This is a genomic window from Amycolatopsis sp. NPDC003861 (genome assembly GCF_053605405.1).
In genome coordinates this window covers 1-17,946 of sequence record NZ_JBSGJD010000209.1, presented here as the reverse complement: position 1 = coordinate 17,946, position 17,946 = coordinate 1, and the positions used below count along the sequence as shown (strand labels likewise).

At 71.1% G+C, this 17,946-nt stretch carries 16 protein-coding genes and 1 pseudogene; 8 read left to right on the top strand and 9 right to left on the bottom strand.

What is annotated here, in order from left to right; genetic code table 11:
* The 3 genes and pseudogenes from ACWEVN_RS36400 to ACWEVN_RS36390 all read left to right on the top strand — a co-directional run.
* Positions 1 to 361, top strand: a pseudogene (locus tag ACWEVN_RS36400) (carbon monoxide dehydrogenase); the annotation flags it as partial.
* 292 nt (positions 362 to 653) lie between these two features.
* The gene (locus tag ACWEVN_RS36395) at positions 654 to 1,874 is read left to right on the top strand and encodes a diguanylate cyclase (protein ID WP_452054299.1); all 1,221 of its coding nucleotides are present in this window, start codon (positions 654 to 656) and stop codon (positions 1,872 to 1,874) included.
* A gap of 366 nt (positions 1,875 to 2,240) precedes the next feature.
* A complete protein-coding gene (locus ACWEVN_RS36390; RefSeq protein WP_452054297.1) occupies positions 2,241 to 3,308 on the top strand; it encodes an NAD(P)-binding domain-containing protein in 1,068 nt (355 codons plus the stop codon).
* A 133-nt stretch (positions 3,309 to 3,441) separates the two neighbouring features.
* Here ACWEVN_RS36390 and ACWEVN_RS36385 read toward each other — a convergent pair whose 3' ends face one another.
* A complete protein-coding gene (locus tag ACWEVN_RS36385; protein ID WP_452054296.1) occupies positions 3,442 to 4,485 on the bottom strand; it encodes an aldo/keto reductase in 1,044 nt (347 codons plus the stop codon).
* A 101-nt stretch (positions 4,486 to 4,586) separates the two neighbouring features.
* Here ACWEVN_RS36385 and ACWEVN_RS36380 point away from each other — a divergent pair, with 101 nt between their 5' ends.
* The 4 genes from ACWEVN_RS36380 (at position 4,587) to ACWEVN_RS36365 (ending at position 9,173) form a co-directional block, all read left to right on the top strand.
* On the top strand, positions 4,587 to 5,159 hold the full coding sequence (locus ACWEVN_RS36380) for a TetR/AcrR family transcriptional regulator (protein WP_452054295.1): 573 nt from the start codon (positions 4,587 to 4,589) through the stop codon (positions 5,157 to 5,159).
* A gap of 269 nt (positions 5,160 to 5,428) precedes the next feature.
* Positions 5,429 to 6,985, top strand: coding sequence for a discoidin domain-containing protein (locus ACWEVN_RS36375; protein ID WP_452054298.1), 1,557 nt, complete (start codon positions 5,429 to 5,431; stop codon positions 6,983 to 6,985).
* Positions 6,986 to 6,993: 8 nt separating this feature from the next.
* Entirely contained in the window at positions 6,994 to 8,223 is a 1,230-nt protein-coding gene (locus ACWEVN_RS36370) for an MFS transporter (RefSeq protein ID WP_449685056.1), read from the top strand.
* Entirely contained in the window at positions 8,220 to 9,173 is a 954-nt protein-coding gene (locus tag ACWEVN_RS36365; RefSeq protein ID WP_452054294.1) for a hypothetical protein, read from the top strand. The genes ACWEVN_RS36370 and ACWEVN_RS36365 overlap by 4 nt, the downstream gene beginning before the upstream one ends.
* Here ACWEVN_RS36365 and iolD read toward each other — a convergent pair.
* Genes iolD through ACWEVN_RS36325 form a run of 8 tightly spaced genes read right to left on the bottom strand, consistent with a single transcriptional unit; the run spans position 9,158 to position 17,251 of the window.
* Complete coding sequence (gene iolD, locus ACWEVN_RS36360; RefSeq protein ID WP_452054293.1) at positions 9,158 to 10,993, bottom strand: 3D-(3,5/4)-trihydroxycyclohexane-1,2-dione acylhydrolase (decyclizing); 1,836 nt, start codon at positions 10,991 to 10,993, stop codon at positions 9,158 to 9,160. The genes ACWEVN_RS36365 and iolD overlap by 16 nt on opposite strands.
* Positions 10,990 to 11,880, bottom strand: coding sequence for a 5-deoxy-glucuronate isomerase (gene iolB, locus ACWEVN_RS36355; protein WP_452054292.1), 891 nt, complete (start codon positions 11,878 to 11,880; stop codon positions 10,990 to 10,992). The genes iolD and iolB overlap by 4 nt, the downstream gene beginning before the upstream one ends.
* Positions 11,877 to 12,575, bottom strand: a complete 699-nt coding sequence (locus ACWEVN_RS36350) for a Cgl0159 family (beta/alpha)8-fold protein (protein WP_452054291.1) — start codon at positions 12,573 to 12,575, stop codon at positions 11,877 to 11,879. Before ACWEVN_RS36350 ends, iolB begins: the two co-directional genes overlap by 4 nt.
* Positions 12,572 to 13,501 (bottom strand): 5-dehydro-2-deoxygluconokinase, encoded by a 930-nt coding sequence (gene iolC, locus ACWEVN_RS36345; protein ID WP_452054290.1) that lies wholly within the window; start codon positions 13,499 to 13,501, stop codon positions 12,572 to 12,574. Before iolC ends, ACWEVN_RS36350 begins: the two co-directional genes overlap by 4 nt.
* A gap of 34 nt (positions 13,502 to 13,535) precedes the next feature.
* Positions 13,536 to 14,315: an ATP-binding cassette domain-containing protein gene (locus ACWEVN_RS36340; protein WP_310974508.1), complete on the bottom strand. Its 780-nt coding sequence runs from the start codon at positions 14,313 to 14,315 to the stop codon at positions 13,536 to 13,538.
* The gene (locus ACWEVN_RS36335; RefSeq protein WP_449685063.1) at positions 14,312 to 15,355 is read right to left on the bottom strand and encodes an ABC transporter permease; all 1,044 of its coding nucleotides are present in this window, start codon (positions 15,353 to 15,355) and stop codon (positions 14,312 to 14,314) included. Before ACWEVN_RS36335 ends, ACWEVN_RS36340 begins: the two co-directional genes overlap by 4 nt.
* Positions 15,352 to 16,350 carry a sugar ABC transporter substrate-binding protein gene (locus ACWEVN_RS36330; RefSeq protein WP_449685064.1) on the bottom strand — a complete coding sequence of 333 codons (999 nt, stop codon included), beginning with the start codon at positions 16,348 to 16,350 and terminating at the stop codon, positions 15,352 to 15,354. Before ACWEVN_RS36330 ends, ACWEVN_RS36335 begins: the two co-directional genes overlap by 4 nt.
* Before the next feature lie 22 nt (positions 16,351 to 16,372).
* The gene (locus ACWEVN_RS36325) at positions 16,373 to 17,251 is read right to left on the bottom strand and encodes a TIM barrel protein (protein ID WP_452054289.1); all 879 of its coding nucleotides are present in this window, start codon (positions 17,249 to 17,251) and stop codon (positions 16,373 to 16,375) included.
* Between the two features lie 111 nt (positions 17,252 to 17,362).
* On the opposite strand from ACWEVN_RS36325, the gene ACWEVN_RS36320 reads away from it, so the two are divergent.
* Positions 17,363 to 17,946 (top strand): LacI family DNA-binding transcriptional regulator (locus ACWEVN_RS36320; RefSeq protein ID WP_452054288.1); only part of this gene is annotated, 584 nt, incomplete at its 3' end.

Sequence of the window (17,946 nt, the reverse complement as noted above, 5' to 3'; positions counted from 1 at the left end):
CGGCGATGCCCCGGCGACCCCCGCGGCGGCGGCCGCCGCCCAGCCGGTGGCCGAGCCGGCCGCGAAGCCGGTTCCGGAGCAGGGTGCGCCGGCGGCCGAGCCGACGGCCACGTCCGAGCCGGTGGGCAAGCCCCAGCCGGCGGCCAAGCCGGCGCCGACCACGCCGGAGATCAACACCGAGCCCAAGGCCAAGCCGGCGGACCGGCCGGCGCTGCACAGCGTCCCGGCACCCCCGGAAACCGAGGCGATCGATCTGCTCGACTACGCGGGGCAGTCGGTGCTGAAGCGGGTGGTTCCGGTGCTGGTCGCCGTCGCCGCGGTGGTCGGCTTGGTGGCGATCGTCCGCGCTCTGCGCAAGTAGGTCGGCTCGGTGGCGATCTTTCGCGTCCTGCGTAGGTAGGCCTGTGCGGGGCTGAGCTGCGTCGATCTACCCTGTGCGGGTCTTCGAACCGGGGGGTTGGGCGCAATTCGCCCGGACTGGCGACGGGCGTCGTCGGAACGGCTACGCTGGGCTACCTGGTCGGCCGAACTTCGCGCAAGGGGTACGTCACGATGGCGGTTCGTCACGTCTGTGGCCTCGGCTCTTGAGAGCGCAGGCCGCCGTGCGCCGGGAAGCGCTTTCCACCTGGCCGGGCTGGCCTGCGCGATGGGCGATGTGGGGTGGCGCCAAGACCCGCTGGATCGCCTATGCCCTCGGCTGCGAGCTGCTCGCCGTCGTCGCGACCGGGACGGCGCTGGCCACCGGGTTCGGCGGGCCCGTGCGTCCGGGGTGGTTCGCCGTGCTCGTCGCCCTGGGGGTGGCGCAGGCCGAGATGTCGCGCCGGATCGAGCGGTTGCGGCGGTGGATGAGCGGGCAGACGCACATCAACGTCACGTCCGTGTGGTACCTCGCCGGTGTCGTCCTGCTGCCGCCGGCGTGGGTGGCGCTGCTGGCCGTCGTGCTCTACACACACCTGTGGGTGCGGGTGTGGCGTCAGGTCCGTACGCGGCCCGCGCACCGCTTCGTGGCGAGCACAGCTTGGGCGATGCTCTCGTGCTTCGCTGCCTCCTCCGTTCTCGCGGTGCTGGGGTTGCACGGGACGCCGTTGCAGACGCCGCGCGGGTTGTTCGCGTTGTGCCTGGCGGCCGCGGTGTTCGAGCTGGTGAACGTCGGCCTCGTGGCGGCCGGGATCTACCTGTACACGAGCCAGCGGTCGGCGGCCGACCTGATCGGCACGTGGGAGGACAACGCTTTCGAGCTGGCGACCCTCTGCCTCGGCGGGCTCGCTGCCCTTGCGTTGGTCGAGCAGCCGGTGCTGGTCGTGTTCGTGGTGGCGCCGTTGCTGCTGCTCCACCGCTACTTGCTGTTGAAGCAGCAGTTGCAGGTTGCGGCCGTCACGGACGAGAAGACGGGGTTGCTCAACACCGCCGGTTGGCACGAATCGGCGACGCGCGAGCACACCCGCGCCCAGCGCCGCGGCGCCGGCGGCTTCGCGGTGCTGATGATCGACCTGGACCACTTCAAGCGGATCAACGACACCTACGGCCACCTGACCGGCGACGACGTGCTGGCGGCGGTCGCGGTAGCGATTTCCGGGTCGGTGCGCCAGGGCGACACGGTGGGCCGGTTCGGCGGTGAGGAGTTCGTGGTGCTGCTGCCGGGCATCGGCCGTGCGGACGTGCTGGCGATCGCCGAGCGGGTGCGGGTGGCGGTGGGTGAGCTGAACGTGGTGATCTCGACGGGTGCCGGGACGGTCCGGGTGAGTGGCCTTTCGGTGTCGATCGGGGTCGCGCGGCATCCGGACGCCGGGCCGACGCTCGATGATGTGCTGCGCACCGCTGATGCCGCGCTGTATCGGGCCAAGGACGCCGGGCGGAACCAGGTCGCGGTGTAAGGGCGACCAGGATGCGCGGGTGGTGGCCCGCGGTGGTGAGCTGGGGCGGACTGCTGGTGCACCGTGGGGTGCGGATGAGCGGTTCGGGCGCCAGTTGTGCGGGCGGGTCGGCTCTGGCTTCGTTGGGGTGAGGCTCGCTCGGGTCTCGGGTTGGGGCACCTTGGGGCAGGAGCGCCGGGTACGTCGAGGTCGGGGCGGGCGTGGATCTCGGGTGGGAGGGCGGGGGCGGTGGTCGCGATCAAGTTGGGTCGGCTGAGCTGCGATGCCGGGGCAGAGGGCCGTAGGGGACGTCCCGGCCTGGCCCGCGGCCGACGCGGTGTGATGTAGGGCGCGAAATATGCCGCTGCCGTGGGTGTTGATTCCGTTATGAACGGCGCGGATCACGAAACGGATGTGGTGGTCATCGGGGCCGGGCAAGCCGGGTTGTCCGCCGCCTATCATTTGCGGCGGGCCGGGTTTGGGAACCGGGATGGGTTCGTTGTTCTCGACCACGGGAAACGGGCCGGGGGTGCCTGGCAGTACCGGTGGCCGTCCCTGGTTCTCGGGAAAGTTCATGGCATTCACGACCTTCCGGGGATGGCCTTCGGTACTCCCGAGGTGACGCGGCCGGCCTCCGAGGTCGTCTCCGAATACTTCGGGCGGTTCGAAAGCGTTTACGACCTTCCCGTGCTGCGGCCCGTCGACGTGCAGTCCGTGACGCGGGCGGGGGAGCGGCTGGTCGTCTCGAGCCCGGCCGAGTCGTGGGCCGCGCGGGCCGTCATCAGTGCCACCGGGACCTGGGACCGGCCCTTCTGGCCGCGTTACCCCGGCCAGGAGACCTTCGCCGGGCGGCAGCTGCACACCGCCGACTACACCGGGCCGGAGGAGTTCCGGGGTCAGCGGGTTGTCGTCGTCGGGGGTGGGGCGTCCGCCGTGCAGCTGCTCATAGAGTTCGCGCCGCTCGCCCGCGCGACCGCCTGGGTGACGCGCCGGCCACCCGTCTGGCGGGACGAGCCCTTCAGCGAGAACTGGGGACGCACCGCCGTCGCCAAGGTCGACGAGCGGGTGCGGGCCGGGCTGCCGCCCGAAAGCGTGGTCAGCGTCACCGATCTGGCCGTGACGCCGGAGGTGCGGGCCGCGCGGGCGGCCGGGATCCTCGACCGGCGGCCGATGTTCGAGCGGATCACGCCCGGCGGCGTCGTCTGGCCGGACGGCGAGCGGTTCGACGCCGACGTGATCCTCTGGGCCACCGGGTTCCGCGCGGCGATCGACCACCTCGCGCCGCTGCACGTGCGCGAACCCGGCGGTGGCATCCGGATGGACGGCACGCGGGTGGTGCTCGAACCGCGCCTGCACCTGGTCGGGTACGGGCCTTCGGCGAGCACGGTCGGGGCCAACCGGGCCGGCCGGGCCGCGGTGGCGGAGATCCGGAAACTGCTGCGCTCGGAGCGGTGAAGGTCTTCGCCGGACGGTGACGGCGCGGGTGTCAGGAGCCATGAAATCCACGCTACCGAACATTTGTGCGAACACCGATCGCTGGATCGGGTGATCTTGATCGGCGCAAAACCGTTGTGCCACAAAGGAAACCTCATGTCAGCGCCATGCCTGGAACGCGAGCGCGGACCGCCGCCAGGGCCGCCTCGTCCGAGACGCCCTGCCAGTCGTACCGCGGCGTGTACGGCGCGGTGAGCGCCTGCACGTCCGAGTCGGTGAGCTCGACGTCCAGCGATGCCACGGCTTCGTCGATCTGCCGGATCGAACCGGCGCCGACCAGCGGGGCTGTGACGACCGGCTGGCGGTGCAGCCAGGCCAGGGCGATGGACGCGCGGCTCACCCCGTGCGCGGCCGCCACCTTCCCGACCGCCTCGACGATGGCGCGGTCCGACTCGGCCGACGAGTACAGCAGGTCCGCGTAGGCCCCGTCGGTGCCGGCGCGGGCCGTCGAGTTCGCGTCGTCCCACGCGCGGGCCAGGCGGCCGCGGGCCAGGGGGCTCCAGACGATCGTGCCGACGCCCTCGTCCAGGCACAGCGGGATCATCTCGCGCTCTTCCTCGCGGGCCAGCAGGTTGTAGTGGTCCTGCATGGACACGAACCGCGCCCAGCCGTGCTGCTTCTGCAGGTGCAGGGCCTTGGCGAACTCCCACGCGAACATCGACGACGCGCCGAGGTAGCGCACCTTGCCGGCCTTTACCAGGTCGCTCAGTGCCTCCAGGGTCTCTTTCAGCGGGGTCGAGTGGTCGTTGCGGTGGACCTGGTAGAGGTCGACGTAGTCGGTGCCCAGCCGTCGCAGCGAGTGGTCGATCTCGGTCATGATCGCCTTGCGGGACAGACCTTTCCCGTTCGGGCCGGGACGCATCGGGTGCCGCAGCTTGGTGGCGATCACGACGTCGTCGCGGTCGGCGAAGTCCTTGAGCGCCCGGCCGAGGATCTCCTCGCTGGAGCCGTTGGAGTACATGTTCGCGGTGTCGAAGAAGTTGATGCCCGCTTCGAGGGCGTGCTTGATCAGCGGCCGCGCCTCCTCTTCGCCGAGGGACCAGACGGGGTGGCCGCGGTCGGGCTCGCCGTAGCTCATCGCGCCGATCGCGACGGGGGAGACGTCCAGGCCGGTGGTGCCGAGCTTCACGTAACGCATGGGATTCTCCAGACTGGGACAACTTGCGGAGGATTCTCCGGATCTGACGTCGAAACTAGCGGAGGATTCTCCGCATGTCAACGATGAGGCATGATCGGGGCATGACCGACGGCACGTACGGCACCCAGCGCAAGGCCGCCGCGCGCAACCGGATCGCGATCATCGAGGCCGCTCACGAGCTGTTCGCGGAGAACCCGCTGGTGCCGCTGAGCGAGGTCGCCAAGCGCGCGGGGGTCGGCGCCGGGACCCTCTACCGCCACTTCCCGACCCGCGAGGACCTGATCCTCGGTGCCTACCAGCACGACATCGAGCGCCTGACGACCACGGCCGACGACGTGCTGGCCCGCCATTCGTCCGCGAAAGCCGCGTTCGTCGAGTGGTTCGAGACGCTGTCGGCCTACATCCGCGTCAAGCACGGGCTCGGGGACGCGCTGCACGGCGCCGCGGCCCAGGAGCTGATCAGCGCGTCGTGGGCGCCCACGACGGCCGCCGTCAAGAAGCTCGTCGACGCCTGTGTGGCCGAAGGCTCCATCGCGCCCGGGCACGACCCCGCCGACATCATCATGCTCATGAGTTTCCTGTGGCGGGTGGCGAACAACGACGACGGCGCGGCTCAAGGACGGCGGCTGATCGCCGCGGTCTTCCAAGGTCTTCAGACGCCTCCGGCCGGCTGACCGGTCCCGGCGCACGGAGCAGTGTGCCGTTCACCGGTACTCGCGCTGAGCTGCGGAAATCGTGAAAAACTCACCCTCTTGACCGATTCAAGGACAAGACAAGTCTTGTCAGCCGGAACGGACCCTCGCTACAGTCCGCTTAGTTAGGAAACTTTCCTAACTGTTTCCCTTTTGTTAACCCGACGCCGCAGCCCACCCGCCACCGCCAGGCCCGCAAGGAGCGCGACGTGCCGTCCACCCGCCTACGCCCGTTAGCCCGACTCAACCCGGTGCTCGCCGCCGTGGTGCTGTTGCCGTCCGCGATCGCCGCGGCCGCCACCACCCAGGCCGCCGATGTCCTGCTGTCGCAGGGAAAGCCCGTTGCCACCTCGACCACCGAGAGCTCGTCCTACACGGGCGCCAAGGCTGTCGACGGCAGCACCACCACCCGCTGGGCCAGCGCCGAGGGCTCCGATCCGCAGTGGCTGCGGATCGACCTCGGCCAGTCCGCCAGCATCCACCGCGTCGTCCTCAACTGGGAAGCCGCCTACGCGAAGAAGTACCGGATCGAGGTCTCCGACGACGGCACGTCGTTCACCACGGCCGCCAGCGTCGACACCGGCGACGGCAAGATCGACGACCTCGGCGGTCTCACCGCCCGCGGCCGCTTCGTGCGCTTCGTCGGCCTCACCCGCGCCACCAGCTACGGCTACTCCTTCTGGGAGATGCAGGTCTACGGCAGCACGGACTCCTCCGGCGACACCCAGGCCCCGAGCACCCCGGCCGGCCTCGCCGCAGGCACGGCGACCGCCACCAGCGTCCCGCTGACCTGGGGTGCCGCCACCGACAACGTCGGCGTCACCGGGTACGACGTCCTCCGCAACGGCACGGCCGTCGCCACCAGCGCGACGACGTCCTACACCGACACCGGGCTCACCCCGAACACCAGCTACACCTACGCTGTCCGCGCGCGCGACGCCGCCGGGAACACCTCACCCGCGAGCACGCCGACCACGGTCAAGACCGCGGCCGGGAGCGCCGGCTTCGTCCTCGCGGCGGCCGGGGACATCGCCGAGCAGTGCACCGCGAGCAGCTCGAGCTGCGTTCACCCCAAGACCGCGAAGCTCGTCGAGAACATGAACCCCGCGGCCGTGATCACCATGGGCGACAACCAGTACGACGAGCCCACCCTGTCGGACTTCAAGAGCTACTACGACAAGACCTGGGGCAAGTTCAAGAACATCACCCGCCCGATCCCCGGCAACCACGAGTCCTACTCCGGGTTCACCGGCTACGAGCAGTACTTCGGCGCCCTCGCCAAGCCGCAGGGCAAGCGCTACTACAGCTGGGAAATGGGCAACTGGCACTTCATCGCCCTCGACTCCAACGACTTCGTCACCCACGACGACTTCGCCGAGCCGCCCCAGATCACCTGGCTGAAGCAGGACCTGGCCAGCAACACGAAGGGCTGCGTCGCCGCGTATTACCACCACCCGCGGTGGAGCTCGGGTGACCACGGCGACAACATCGACAGCATCGCGCTGTGGAACCTGATGGTGGCCAACAAGGTCGACCTCGTCCTCAACGGACACGACCACGACTACGAGCGGTTCGTCCCGCAGAACGCCGACGGCAAGGCCGACGCGATTGGCCCAGTCGAGATCGTCGGCGGGAGCGGCGGTGCCAACCTGTACGACCTGAGCCCGGCGCACGCGACGACGGCCAAGCTGCTGAAGACCTTCGGCGTCCTGAAGCTGTCGATGACGGACACGACGTTCCAGTCACAGCTCATCGGCGTCGACGGCAAGGTCCTGGACAGCAGCCCGACCTACACCTGCCACCAGTAGGCCCGGCCATGTACATCGCGGCAAGCCGTACCTCGGACCTGGCCTCGGCAACCGACCGCAAACCGGCGCTGAAGCGGGTGTCCGCCAACGTGGTGGCACTCGGGATGGTCAGCCTGGTCACCGACGTCTCCTCGGAGATGGTCACCGCCGTCCTCCCGCTCTACCTGGTGCTCGGCCTCGGCCTCAACCCGCTGCAGTTCGGGCTGCTCGACGGGCTCTACGCCGGCGCCACCGCGGTCGTGCGGGTGCTCGGCGGGCACCTGGCCGACCGGTGGCGGCGGCTCAAGGCGGTCGCCGGGTTCGGGTACGGCTTGTCCGCGGTGTGCAAGCTCGGCCTGGTCGCGGCCGGTTCGTCGGTCGCGGCCATCGGCCTGGTCCTCGCCGCCGACCGCACCGGCAAGGGGCTGCGCACCGGCCCGCGCGACGCGCTCATCTCGCTGTCCAGCGAGCCGGCGACCCTCGGCCGGTCGTTCGGCGTGCACCGCGCGATGGACACCGTCGGCGCGTTCCTCGGCCCGCTGGTGGCGATGGCCGTGCTCGCCGTCAGCCTCGGCAGCTACACCAGCGTGTTCTTCACCAGCTTCTGCATCGCGGCCATCGCCGTGCTGCTGCTGGCGCTGTTCGTCCGCGACCGGCCCGGCGGCGTCGACCGCGCGGCGGTGTCGGTGAGGACCGCGTTCGGCCTCCTCAAGCAGCGGGACTTCCGGCGCGTCGCGCTCTGGGCGGCGCTGCTGGGGCTGGTGACGGTCGGCGACTCGTTCGTCTACCTCGTCCTGCAGCGGCGCTGGGAGATCGCGGCGACGTACTTCCCGCTGCTGCCGCTGGGCACGGCCGGGGTCTACCTGCTGCTGGCCGTCCCGCTCGGCAAGCTCGCCGACCGCGTCGGCCGGTGGCCGGTGTTCCTCGGCGGGCACGTGGCCCTGTGCCTGGCCCTGGTGCTGCTCTGCGGCCCGGTCTACGCGGTGCTCCCCGTGGTCGCGCTCGGCCTGCACGGCGTGTTCTACGCGGCCACCGACGGCGTCCTGATGGCTGCCGCCGGCCCGCTCATCCCGGCCGGCCTGCGCGCGACCGGGCTGGCCGTGGTGCAGACGGGCCAGGCCGCGGCCCGGATGCTCTCCTCCGTCCTGTTCGGACTGGCGTGGACGCTGTGGGACCTGCGGCCCGCGGTGCTCGTCGCCGCGGCCGGCCTGGCCGTCGTCGCCCTCGCCGCCGCCTTCGCGAAACCGGTGCGCCCGTGAAGAAACTCGTCCTCGCCCTCACCGGCACGGCCCTCCTCGTGGCCGCCGCCGTCACGTACACGCTCAGCGCGCGGCACGACACCGCGGCCGCCGAGCCCGCGGCCGCGGTGACCCTCGCGCCCGGCCAGTTGTTCTTCCGCGACACGGCCACCGGCCGCGTCGGCGCCGTCCCGCTCGCCGAAACCACGGCAAAACCGCAGCTCAGCGGCCTGAAGTGCGACCGGTTCGCGGTGGCGAAGCAGACGGCGGTGTGCCTGGCTGTGCGGCCCGGCACGCTCCCGGCGATCACCGACGTCCTCGTGCTCGACGACCACCTCGCCGTCCGCCACACCGAAACCCTGCCCGGCACGCCGAGCCGCGCGCGCGTCTCCCCGGACGGCAAACACGTCTACTGGACGCTGTTCGTCACGGGCGACTCCTACGCCCAGACCGGCTTCTCCACCCGCGCCGGGCTCTACGACGTGGAGACCGGACGGCTGGTCAAGACGATCGAGGAACTGCCGGTCTTCAAGGACGGCGAACGCTACTTCGCGGCCGACGTCAACTACTGGGGCATCACCTTCGCCCCCGACGGCAACCGCTTCTACGCCACCCTCGGCAGCAAGGGCAAGACGTACCTCGTCGAGGCCGACTACGGGCGCTACCGGGGCAAGACGCTTCGCGAGAACGTCGAATGCCCGTCGCTGTCCCCGGACGGCAAGCGGGTCGCCTTCAAGAAGAAGGTCGGCGACGGCGTCTGGCGGCTGTCGGTGCTGGACCTCGCGAGCATGACGGAAACCGAGCTCGCCGAGACCCGCAGCGTCGACGACCAGGCCCTCTGGCAGGACGACCGCACGGTCCTCTACGGGCTGGACAACGCCACGTGGGCGGTGCCGGCCGACGGCTCCGGCGCGCCCCGGCAGCTGCGCGCCGGGGCGGTGTCGCCGGCCGTCACTCAGGACCCGAGGTAACGCACCTGGCCGCCCTTCCCGCGCTCGTAGCCGTCCCGCCCGGCCAGGTGCTCGGGCACGCCGACCTCCCACCAGGCCCCGGCTTCGGTCCACGCCGACGGCTGCGTCTTCACCACGACGACGGCCGGCCGCTGTTCCGAGACGGCCGCCTCGCGAGCCGACGCGTACGCCTCCCGCAGCGAGTCCACAGTGGACGCCGTGAACACCACGCAGCCCAGTGACTCCGCATGGCGCGCGAAGTCGACCCGCGGCGGCGAAGCGTGCGAAGTCGTGCAGTCGGCGTAGAAGTTGTTGAACGGCTTCCCGCCCTGACCCTCCTGAAGCCGCGCGATGACGGCGTACCCGTCGTTGTCGCACACCACCGCGACGAACGGATGGCCCGCGAACGCGGCCGAGAACAGTTCCGAGTTCAGCATCAGGTACGAGCCGTCACCGAGCAGCGTCGTCACCAGGCCCTGGTGGGCGATCGCCGCGCCCCACGCGCCGGACAGCTCGTAACCCATGCAGGAGAACCCGTATTCGACGTCCATCGAGACCGCGCCGGAGCCGCGCCAGCCGCCGATCAGCTCGCCCGGCAGCCCGCCGGACGCCGTCATGACGTAGTCGTGCTCCTCCGACAGGGTGTTCACGACGCCGACCACCTGCGCGTATGAGGGCAGCTCGCCCGAGGAGGAGCGCAGCGTGTCGATGTGCTCGTCCCAGGTGGCGCGTTCGGCCGCGGCTCGTGACGTCCACGACGAGTCCACCCGCCAGCTTTCCAGCTGGGCGGCGAGGTCGGCCAGACCCGCGTCGGCGTCCCCGACGACCGACAGGGCACCGTGCTTCACCGCGTCGAACCGGGCCGCGTTGAGCGACACCAGCCGGACGTCGGGGGAGAAGACCGTCCAGGACGCCGTCGTGAAGTCCTGCAGCCGCGTGCCGACCGCGAGCACCACGTCGGCGGCCGCCGCGACGACGTTCGCCGACGTCGAGCCGGTGATGCCCAGCGGACCGGCGTGCAGCGGGTGCTCGTGCGGCACCAGGGTGCGGCCCGCCGTCGTCTCCACGAGCGGGATCCCGTGCCGCTCGGCGAATTCGAGCGCGCGCTGCCCCGCCCCGGAGTACCGGACGCCGCCGCCGAGCACCAGCAGCGGACGGTGGGACGCACGCAGGACCCCGGCCGCTTCGGTGACCGCACGCCGGTCCGGGCGCGGGCGCAGCGGGCGGTGCGTGACCGGCTCGAACAGCGCGTCCGGGAAGTCGTACGTCTCGGCCTGGACGTCCTGCGGCAGCGCCAGGGTGACCGGCCCGGCGTCGGCCGGGTCGGTGAGCACCCGGGCCACCTGCGGCAACGTCGAGATCAGCTGCTCGGGCCGGGTGATCCGGTCGAAGTAGCGCGAGACCGCGCGGAAGGCGTCGTTGACCGTCGCCGTCGCGTCGCCGAACGGCTCGATCTGCTGCAGCACCGGGTCCGGCGCCCGGTTGGTGAACGTGTCGCCCGGCAGGAGCAGCACGGGCAGCCGGTTCGCGTGGGCGACGCCGGCCGCGGTGACCATGTTCAGCGCGCCCGGCCCGATCGACGACGTCACGACCCCGACCTGCCGCCGGTGCGTGGCCTTCGCGTACCCGACCGCGGCCAGCGCCATGCCCTGCTCGGTGTGCCCGCGCCAGACCGGGATGTCCCCGCGGTGTTCCTCCAGCGCGGTGCCGAGGCCGAGGACGTTGCCGTGCCCGAAGATCGCGAACACACTGGGGAACAGCGGGACCTCGCGGCCGTCGAGGGTTTCCGAGCGCTGGGCGAGGATCCAGCGGACCAGCGCCTGAGCCGTCGTCAGCTTCACTGCACACGCCCTTCGTGACTCGTGACGGGACACCGCGGGTCGAGGTCCTGCGTCGCCCACGTGTCGCGGACCCAGCCGTGCGCGGGGTCGTCGCAGAACGCCATGGACCGCTCCTCGGCCGGCCCGGCCAGGACGTTCAGGTAGTACATCGGGTAACCCGGCGCGGCCACGCACGGCCCGTGGTAGCCGCGCGGGATGAGGAAGACGTCGTGGTCGCGGACCGCCACGTCCTCGTCCAGCTCGCCGTCGCTCGTGTACGTCCGGTGCAGGCCGAAGCCTTCGCGGGACGGCGTCACGCCGTCGCGCCCGGCGATGCGGAAGTAGTAGATCTCCTCGTTGACGACCTCGCACTCGGTCGCTTCGTCGTGCTTGTGCGGCGGGTAGGACGACCAGTTGCCGCCCGGGGTGATCAGCTCGCACGCGTTGAGCTTGTCGGCGTGGTCCCACACCCCGGGCACGCCGAAGTTGGTCACCTGCCGCGTCGCCTGCCCGGCGCCGCGCACCTCCACCGGCACGTTCTCCGCCGGACCGTACGCCGGGGAGAGCCGGCGGGTGCAGCGCGCCATCGGCAGCGCGACCTCCAGGCCGTCCTTTGTCGACAACTCGACTTCGGCGTCCCGGGGCACGTACGCGAAGTCCGTCACCCGCGTGAAGACCGACTCGCGGCCGCGCAGTGCGAAGACCTCGCCGTCCACCCGGACGGTCGCCGACCCCGAAAGCGGCAGCACGAAGGCCTCGAACTCGCCGGTGTGCAGGACGCGCGTCTCGCCGGGGGCCAGGGAGAGCACGCGCAGGCCGGAGTACCGCCACCCCGCGGTGTCCGGGGTCAGCCGGACCGGGTCGGCGGCGTCGGACAGTGTCCCGAGTGGACGGTGTAGCTTGCTCACTTCGCGGCCTCCAGTGCCGTTGCGGCGGCTTCGACATTTCCCGCAGGGTTCATGACCAGACCGCGGACGACCCCGTGCGACAGCGTCCAGTCCGGCGGCAGGCCGCCGAGCAGCACCGGCAGCGTCGTGGCGTCCAGAACGGCGGGCGAGCTGGTGGCCGGCAGCTTCAGCCAGGTGTGCGCCGACGTCGTCCCGAGGGCGGACGCGAGAGTGACCGACGGCGCCAGGGCCTCCGGCAGCTCGATCAGGGCGACCAGACCGTACGCAGCCAGCTCGGTGACCGCGTCGGCGCAGGCCTGCCGGGCCGGGACCGGGCCCGGCAGCTGCATCTCGCCGCCGTCCAGCCCGCAATCGATCAACGTCCGGGCGTCGTAGCCGGTGAACCCGTCGTCGCGGTTCATCGACCCGAAGACGACCTTGTCGTGCAACGCGCCGAGCAAGAGCAGCTCCTCGACGATGTCCGGGGTGCCGACGACGCCGTCGACGGCCGGGTTCGCCAGCGCGGCCAGCAGCCGCTCCAGCAACGCTCGCCGGCCGGCCGTCGCGAGGGGATCGCCGGCGACGAGGAACAGCGTGCCCTGGTCGGACAGCAGCTGCGGACGCCGTTTGCGGATCGCGTACGCCTGCCGGACCGCACCGGGGTTGGTCGCGCGGGTGTGCAGGAGCTCCCTCCAGCGCTCGTCGGTGAGGATCACAGCAGCTCCTCGATCTCCCCGGCGGTCGGCATGGCGTCGGCGCAGGCCAGGCGGGACGCGACGAGCGCGCCCGCGGCGTTCGCGTACTCCGCGATCCGCACCGGGTCCCAGCCCGACAGCAGCCCGTGGATCAGCGCGCCGCCGAAGCCGTCGCCCGCACCGAGGCCGCAGACGACCTCGACGCGCTGCGGCGGCACCGTCCAGCGGCCCTCCGGCGTCGCTACCAGCACCCCTTCGGCGCCTTTCTTGATCACGGCCAGCCGAAGCCCCCGCGCCAGCATCCGGTCCGCGGCCGTGTCCGGGTCCGCGGTGCCGACGGCGACCTCCACCTCGGTCCGGTTGCCGACGGCGACCGTGACGTGGTCGAGCAGCCCGCCGATCTCGGCGCGCGCCTGCTCGACGGACGGCCAGAACATCGGCCGGTAGTCCAGGTCCAGCACGGTGTGCTCCCGCCGCCCGCGGGCTTCGAGGATCTTCCGCTGGGTCGCCCGTGCCGGCTCCACGGAGACGCCGGTGCCGGTGACCCACAGCAGCGGCACCGACTCGACGACGTCCCACGGCACGTCTTCGTCGGTGAGCGTGAGGTCGGGGGCGATCGGGGAGCGGTAGAACAGCAACGGCGGGTCCGCGGGCGGGTTCAGCTCGCAGAACACCACCGGCGTCTGCAGGTCCGGCGAGGTGCCCACGAAGTCCGGCGAGACGCCGAAACCGTCGAGGGCCTGCCGGACGTAGTCGCCGAAGCCGTCCGGGCCGACCTTGGTGAGCACCGCCGTGCGCCGGCCGAGCCGCGCGGCGGCGACCGCGACGTTGGTCGCGGTCCCGCCGAGCGACTTGGCGAACGTGCTGACCCCGGCCAGGGGCACGCCGCTCTGTTCCGGGTAGAGGTCCACCCCGACCCGGCCGATCGTCAACGCCTCGATGGTCATGCCGCCTCCGCGGGAAAGAGTGCGTCGGCGGGCATCACGCCTTTTCCACCTGCCGAAGCTCGTGTTCGAGGGCTTCCAGTTCGGCACCGCCCGCCATCTGCCGCGTGAGCTCGCCGATGTCGATCTCCGACTTCTCGTAGTGCCCGAGCGCGGCACCTCGCTTGAGCAGCAGGAACCGGTCCGCCACCGGGTAGGCGTGGTGCGGGTTGTGCGTGATGAGCACGACGCCGAGCCCGCGGTCCCGCGCCTGGGCGACGTACTTCAGCACCACGCCGGCCTGCTTGACGCCCAGTGCGGCCGTCGGCTCGTCGAGGATCAGCACCTTCGCGCCGAAGTACACCGCCCGCGCGATCGCGACGCACTGGCGTTCACCACCCGAGAGCGTCCCGACCGGCTGCTCGACGTCCCGCAGGTCGATGCCCATGTCGGACAACGCCTTCTTCGTCGTTTCGCGGCCCTTCTTCCGGTCGAGCATCTTGAACGGCCCGAACCCCGTGGTCGGCTCGGACCCGAGGAAGAAGTTCCGCCAGACACTCATCAGCGGCACCACGGCGAGGTCCTGGTACACGGTCGCGATGCCGCGATCGAGGGCCTCGCGCGGCGAGGAGAACCGCACCGGCTCGCCCTCGACGAGGAACTCGCCGCGGTCGTGCTGGTGCACGCCGGCCAGGATCTTGATCAGCGTGGACTTCCCGGCGCCGTTGTCGCCGAGCACGCAGGTGACCTCGCCGGCGTTGACCACAGTGGAGACATCGCGCAGCGCGATCACGCTGCCGTAGGTCTTCCCGATCTCGCGAACTTCGAGCAAGCTCATCGGCGTACCCTCTCCGCGCGGCGCCGGAAGGCGTTGTTGACCAGGACCGCGGCCAGCAGCATGACGCCGAGGAACAGCATGAACCAGTCGCTGTTCCACTGCGCGAACACGATGCCCTGCCGCGCCATGCCGAAGATCAGCGCGCCGATCGCCGCGCCCACGGCCGAGCCGAACCCGCCGGTGAGCAGGCAGCCGCCGATCACCGCGGCGATGATGTACTGGAACTCCAGCCCGATGCCCTGGTTCGCCTGGACGCTGGCGAAGCGCAGGATGTTGATCGAGCCGACCAGCCACGCGCCGAGCGCGGTCCCCATGAACAGCAGGATCTTCGTGCGTACCACCGGCACGCCGACCGAGCGGGCCGACACCTGGGACCCGCCCACCGCGAAGATCCAGTTGCCGAACCGGGTCCGCACCAGCAGCCACGCGGCGATCGCCGTGACGACGATCCACCAGACGATCGACGACTGGAACTCGGTGCCCCCGATGTCGAACGTCGAGGCGAACAACCCGCCGGCCGACTCGTACCCGCTGGTCGAGCGCATGCCCGAGACCTGGACGGTGTTGGTGACCAGCCGGGTCACGCCGAGGTTGAGCCCCTGCAGGGCGAGGAACGACCCCAGCGTGACGATGAAGCTGGGCAGCCCGGTCTTCATCACCAGCCAGCCGTTGAACGCGCCGACGCCGAGCGCGAAGGCCAGCGACGCCAGCAGCGCGAGCCAGACGTTCCAGCCCGCCTGCGTCGCCAGGATCGCGGTGACCAGCGACGTCGACGCCGTCATCACGCCCGCCGAGAGGTCGAACTCGCCGCCGACCATGAGCAGCGCGACCACGACGGCCATGATGCCCAGCGTCGAGGAGTCGTCGAGCCAGGTCGCCACGCCCAGCGGGCTGAGGAACTGGCCGGTGACGACGGAGAAGAAGACGAAAACCAGCACGGCTCCGAGGAGCGCGCCGATTTCGGGGCGGACGACCAGCCGGTCGGTCAGCCCTTTCTTGGCGACGCGCTCGTCGGGTTGGGCCTGGATCGCTGCGGTCATCGCGTGCCGCGCTGCGCGTACGGGGCGATGGTGTCGATGTTGGTCTTGTCGACGAAGCCCGGGCCGGTCTGGACGGGCTTGCCGCCGCCGATGGTGTTGCCGTTTTCCTTGTACAGCTTGAGGAACACGATCGGCAGGTAGCCCTGCTCGTACTGCTGCTGGTCGACGGCGAAGAGGATGCTGCCGTCCTTGATGGCCGCGACGACGTCGGCGTTCAGGTCGAAGGTGGCCACCTGGGCCTTGGAGCTCGCTTCCTTCGCGGCGGCGACGGCGCGGGCCGCGACCTGGGAGTTCAGCGCCAGCACGGCGTCGATCGACGGGTCGGACTGCAGGGCGCCGCGGATGCGGGCCTGCGCGTCGGTCGGGTTGGAGATGTCGACCTGCAGCGTGGTGACGTTGCCGAAGGTCTGCTTCGCGCCGTCGCAGCGCTGGTTCTGGCCGATGTTGCCGGCCTCGTGGATGACGCACAGCAGCTTCGTCTTGCCCGCCGCCTTGAGCCGCTGGCCCGCGCCCTGGCCGGCCAGGCCCTCGCTCTGCCCGACGTGCGCGATCGCGCCGAACTGGGCGCTGAAGTCCTCGCCGGAGTTGATGGTGATGACCGGGATGCCGGCCTTCACCGCGTTCTGGATCGACGTCTGCAGGGCCTGCGGGTTCGCCATCGAGACGACCAGGCCGCCGACCTTCTGCGCGACCGCGTTGTCGATCAGCCGCGCCTGGTTGCCCGGGTCGCCGTCGGAGAAGTAGTCGACGCCGACGTTCAGGTCCTTGCCCGCCTGCTCGGCGCCGTTCTTCACGACGTTCCAGAAGGCGTCGCCGGCGCTGCCGTGGGTGACCACGGCGACCTTCAGCGGGCCGCCCGAGCTCGGCGCGGCGGCCGACGGGCTGCCGCTGGTGCTGCTGCTGGAATTGTCGGCGGTGGGGCCGCTGCAGGCGGACAGGACGAGGCCGGCGGCGGCGATCGCCGCCACGCCGGCCAGCTTCTTCAGAGAAAACACAGTCACTCCTTTGGGACCAGGTTCAGAGGGAGTCGGTGATCTTCGCGAGGTGGGCCAGGCTGCGTCCGGTGTCCCGCCGGGGCAGGTCGTCGGGGCTCGAGTCGCCGAGGGCGGTGTCCTGTTCGAGGACGTACCAGCCGTCGTAGCCGGCGGCCTGGACGGAGCGCACCATCGCCGCCACGTCCACGTCGCCCTCGCCGAGCGGGGTGTACATGCCCCGCCCGACCGCGTCGGTGTAGGCCAGCCGGCCCGCGCGGACCTCGGCCGCCAGGTCTTCCCGGACGTCCTTGAGATGCACGTGCCCCACCCGTTCGGGATACCGCTTCGCCAGCTCCACCGGATCCGTCCCGCCGATCATCAGGTGCCCGGTGTCGAGGCACAACCCGAGATCGGAATCGGCGAGGAAACGCTCGACCTCGGCCTGCTGCTCCACGTGCGTCCCGACGTGCGGGTGCAGCACCGTGCGCAGGCCGTGGGCGGCGGCGATGTCCCGGATCCGGCCCGCGGTGTCGACGAGCGTCGCCCATTCGGTTTCGGTCAGCTGCGGGCGGTCGTCGTAGCCGTCGAGGCCGGTCGCGGCGGCGAGGACCAGTACGTCACCCCCGCAGGCGGCGAAGAGCGCGGCGGACTCTTCGGCCTCCTTCAGAGCGTTCTCCTGGTTTTCGTGCAGGACGACGGCGAGGAAGCCGCCGACGAGCGTCAAGCCGTACCCGGCCAGCAGTTCGCGCAGGGCGGCGGGCTCGCGGGGGAGGTACCCGGGCGGGCCCAGCTCGGTGGCCTGGACGCCGAGGGCCGCCATCTCGCCGAGCACGGTGGCCGCGTCCAGCACCCGGCCCCAGCCGGGGACTTCGCAGACGCCCCAGGAGATCGGGGCGGCGGCCACGCGGATCGTCGCTGTCACAAGGGGCCTCCGTTGGTCCGTTGGAGCGCTCTATTGATTAGAGCGCTCCAATCTTGTAGCGTCCGTCACACCAAGTCAAGGCCGAGTTTTCCGAGATCAGGGGAGGTGCGCATGGTGCGTCCGACCATGGAGGACGTCGCCGAACGGGCGGGAGTTTCCCGCGCGCTGGTCTCCCTGGTGATGAACAATTCACCGAAGGTGTCCGAGGTCCGGCGCGCGGCGGTGCTGCGCGCGGCCGAGGAACTCGGCTACCAGCCGCACGTGATGGCGCGGTCCCTGGCCAGCCGGACGTCGACCGTGCTCGGCGTGATGGTCAACGACCTGCGCAACGCGTTCTTCGCCGACGTCGTCGAGGGGCTGGACGCGGCCGCGCAGGCCGCGGGCTTCGACCTCATCCTCAACACGGGCGGCCGCAGTCCCACCCGCGAGTGGAACGCCCTGCACAACCTGCTTTCCTTCCGCCCGGCGGGGATCATCCTGCTTTCCCCGGTGGTGCCGGCGGCGTCGATCCAGGTCGCGGCCAAGCAGTGCCCGGTCGTGCTCGTCTCCCGGACGATCCGCTCGTCCACAGTGGACACGGTGAACGACGACGGCGAAGCGGGGTCCGGGCTGGCCGTCGACCACCTCGTCGGCCTCGGGCACCGCCGCATCGCCCACCTGGACGGCGGCGGCGCGGCCGGGGCGGCCCAGCGCCG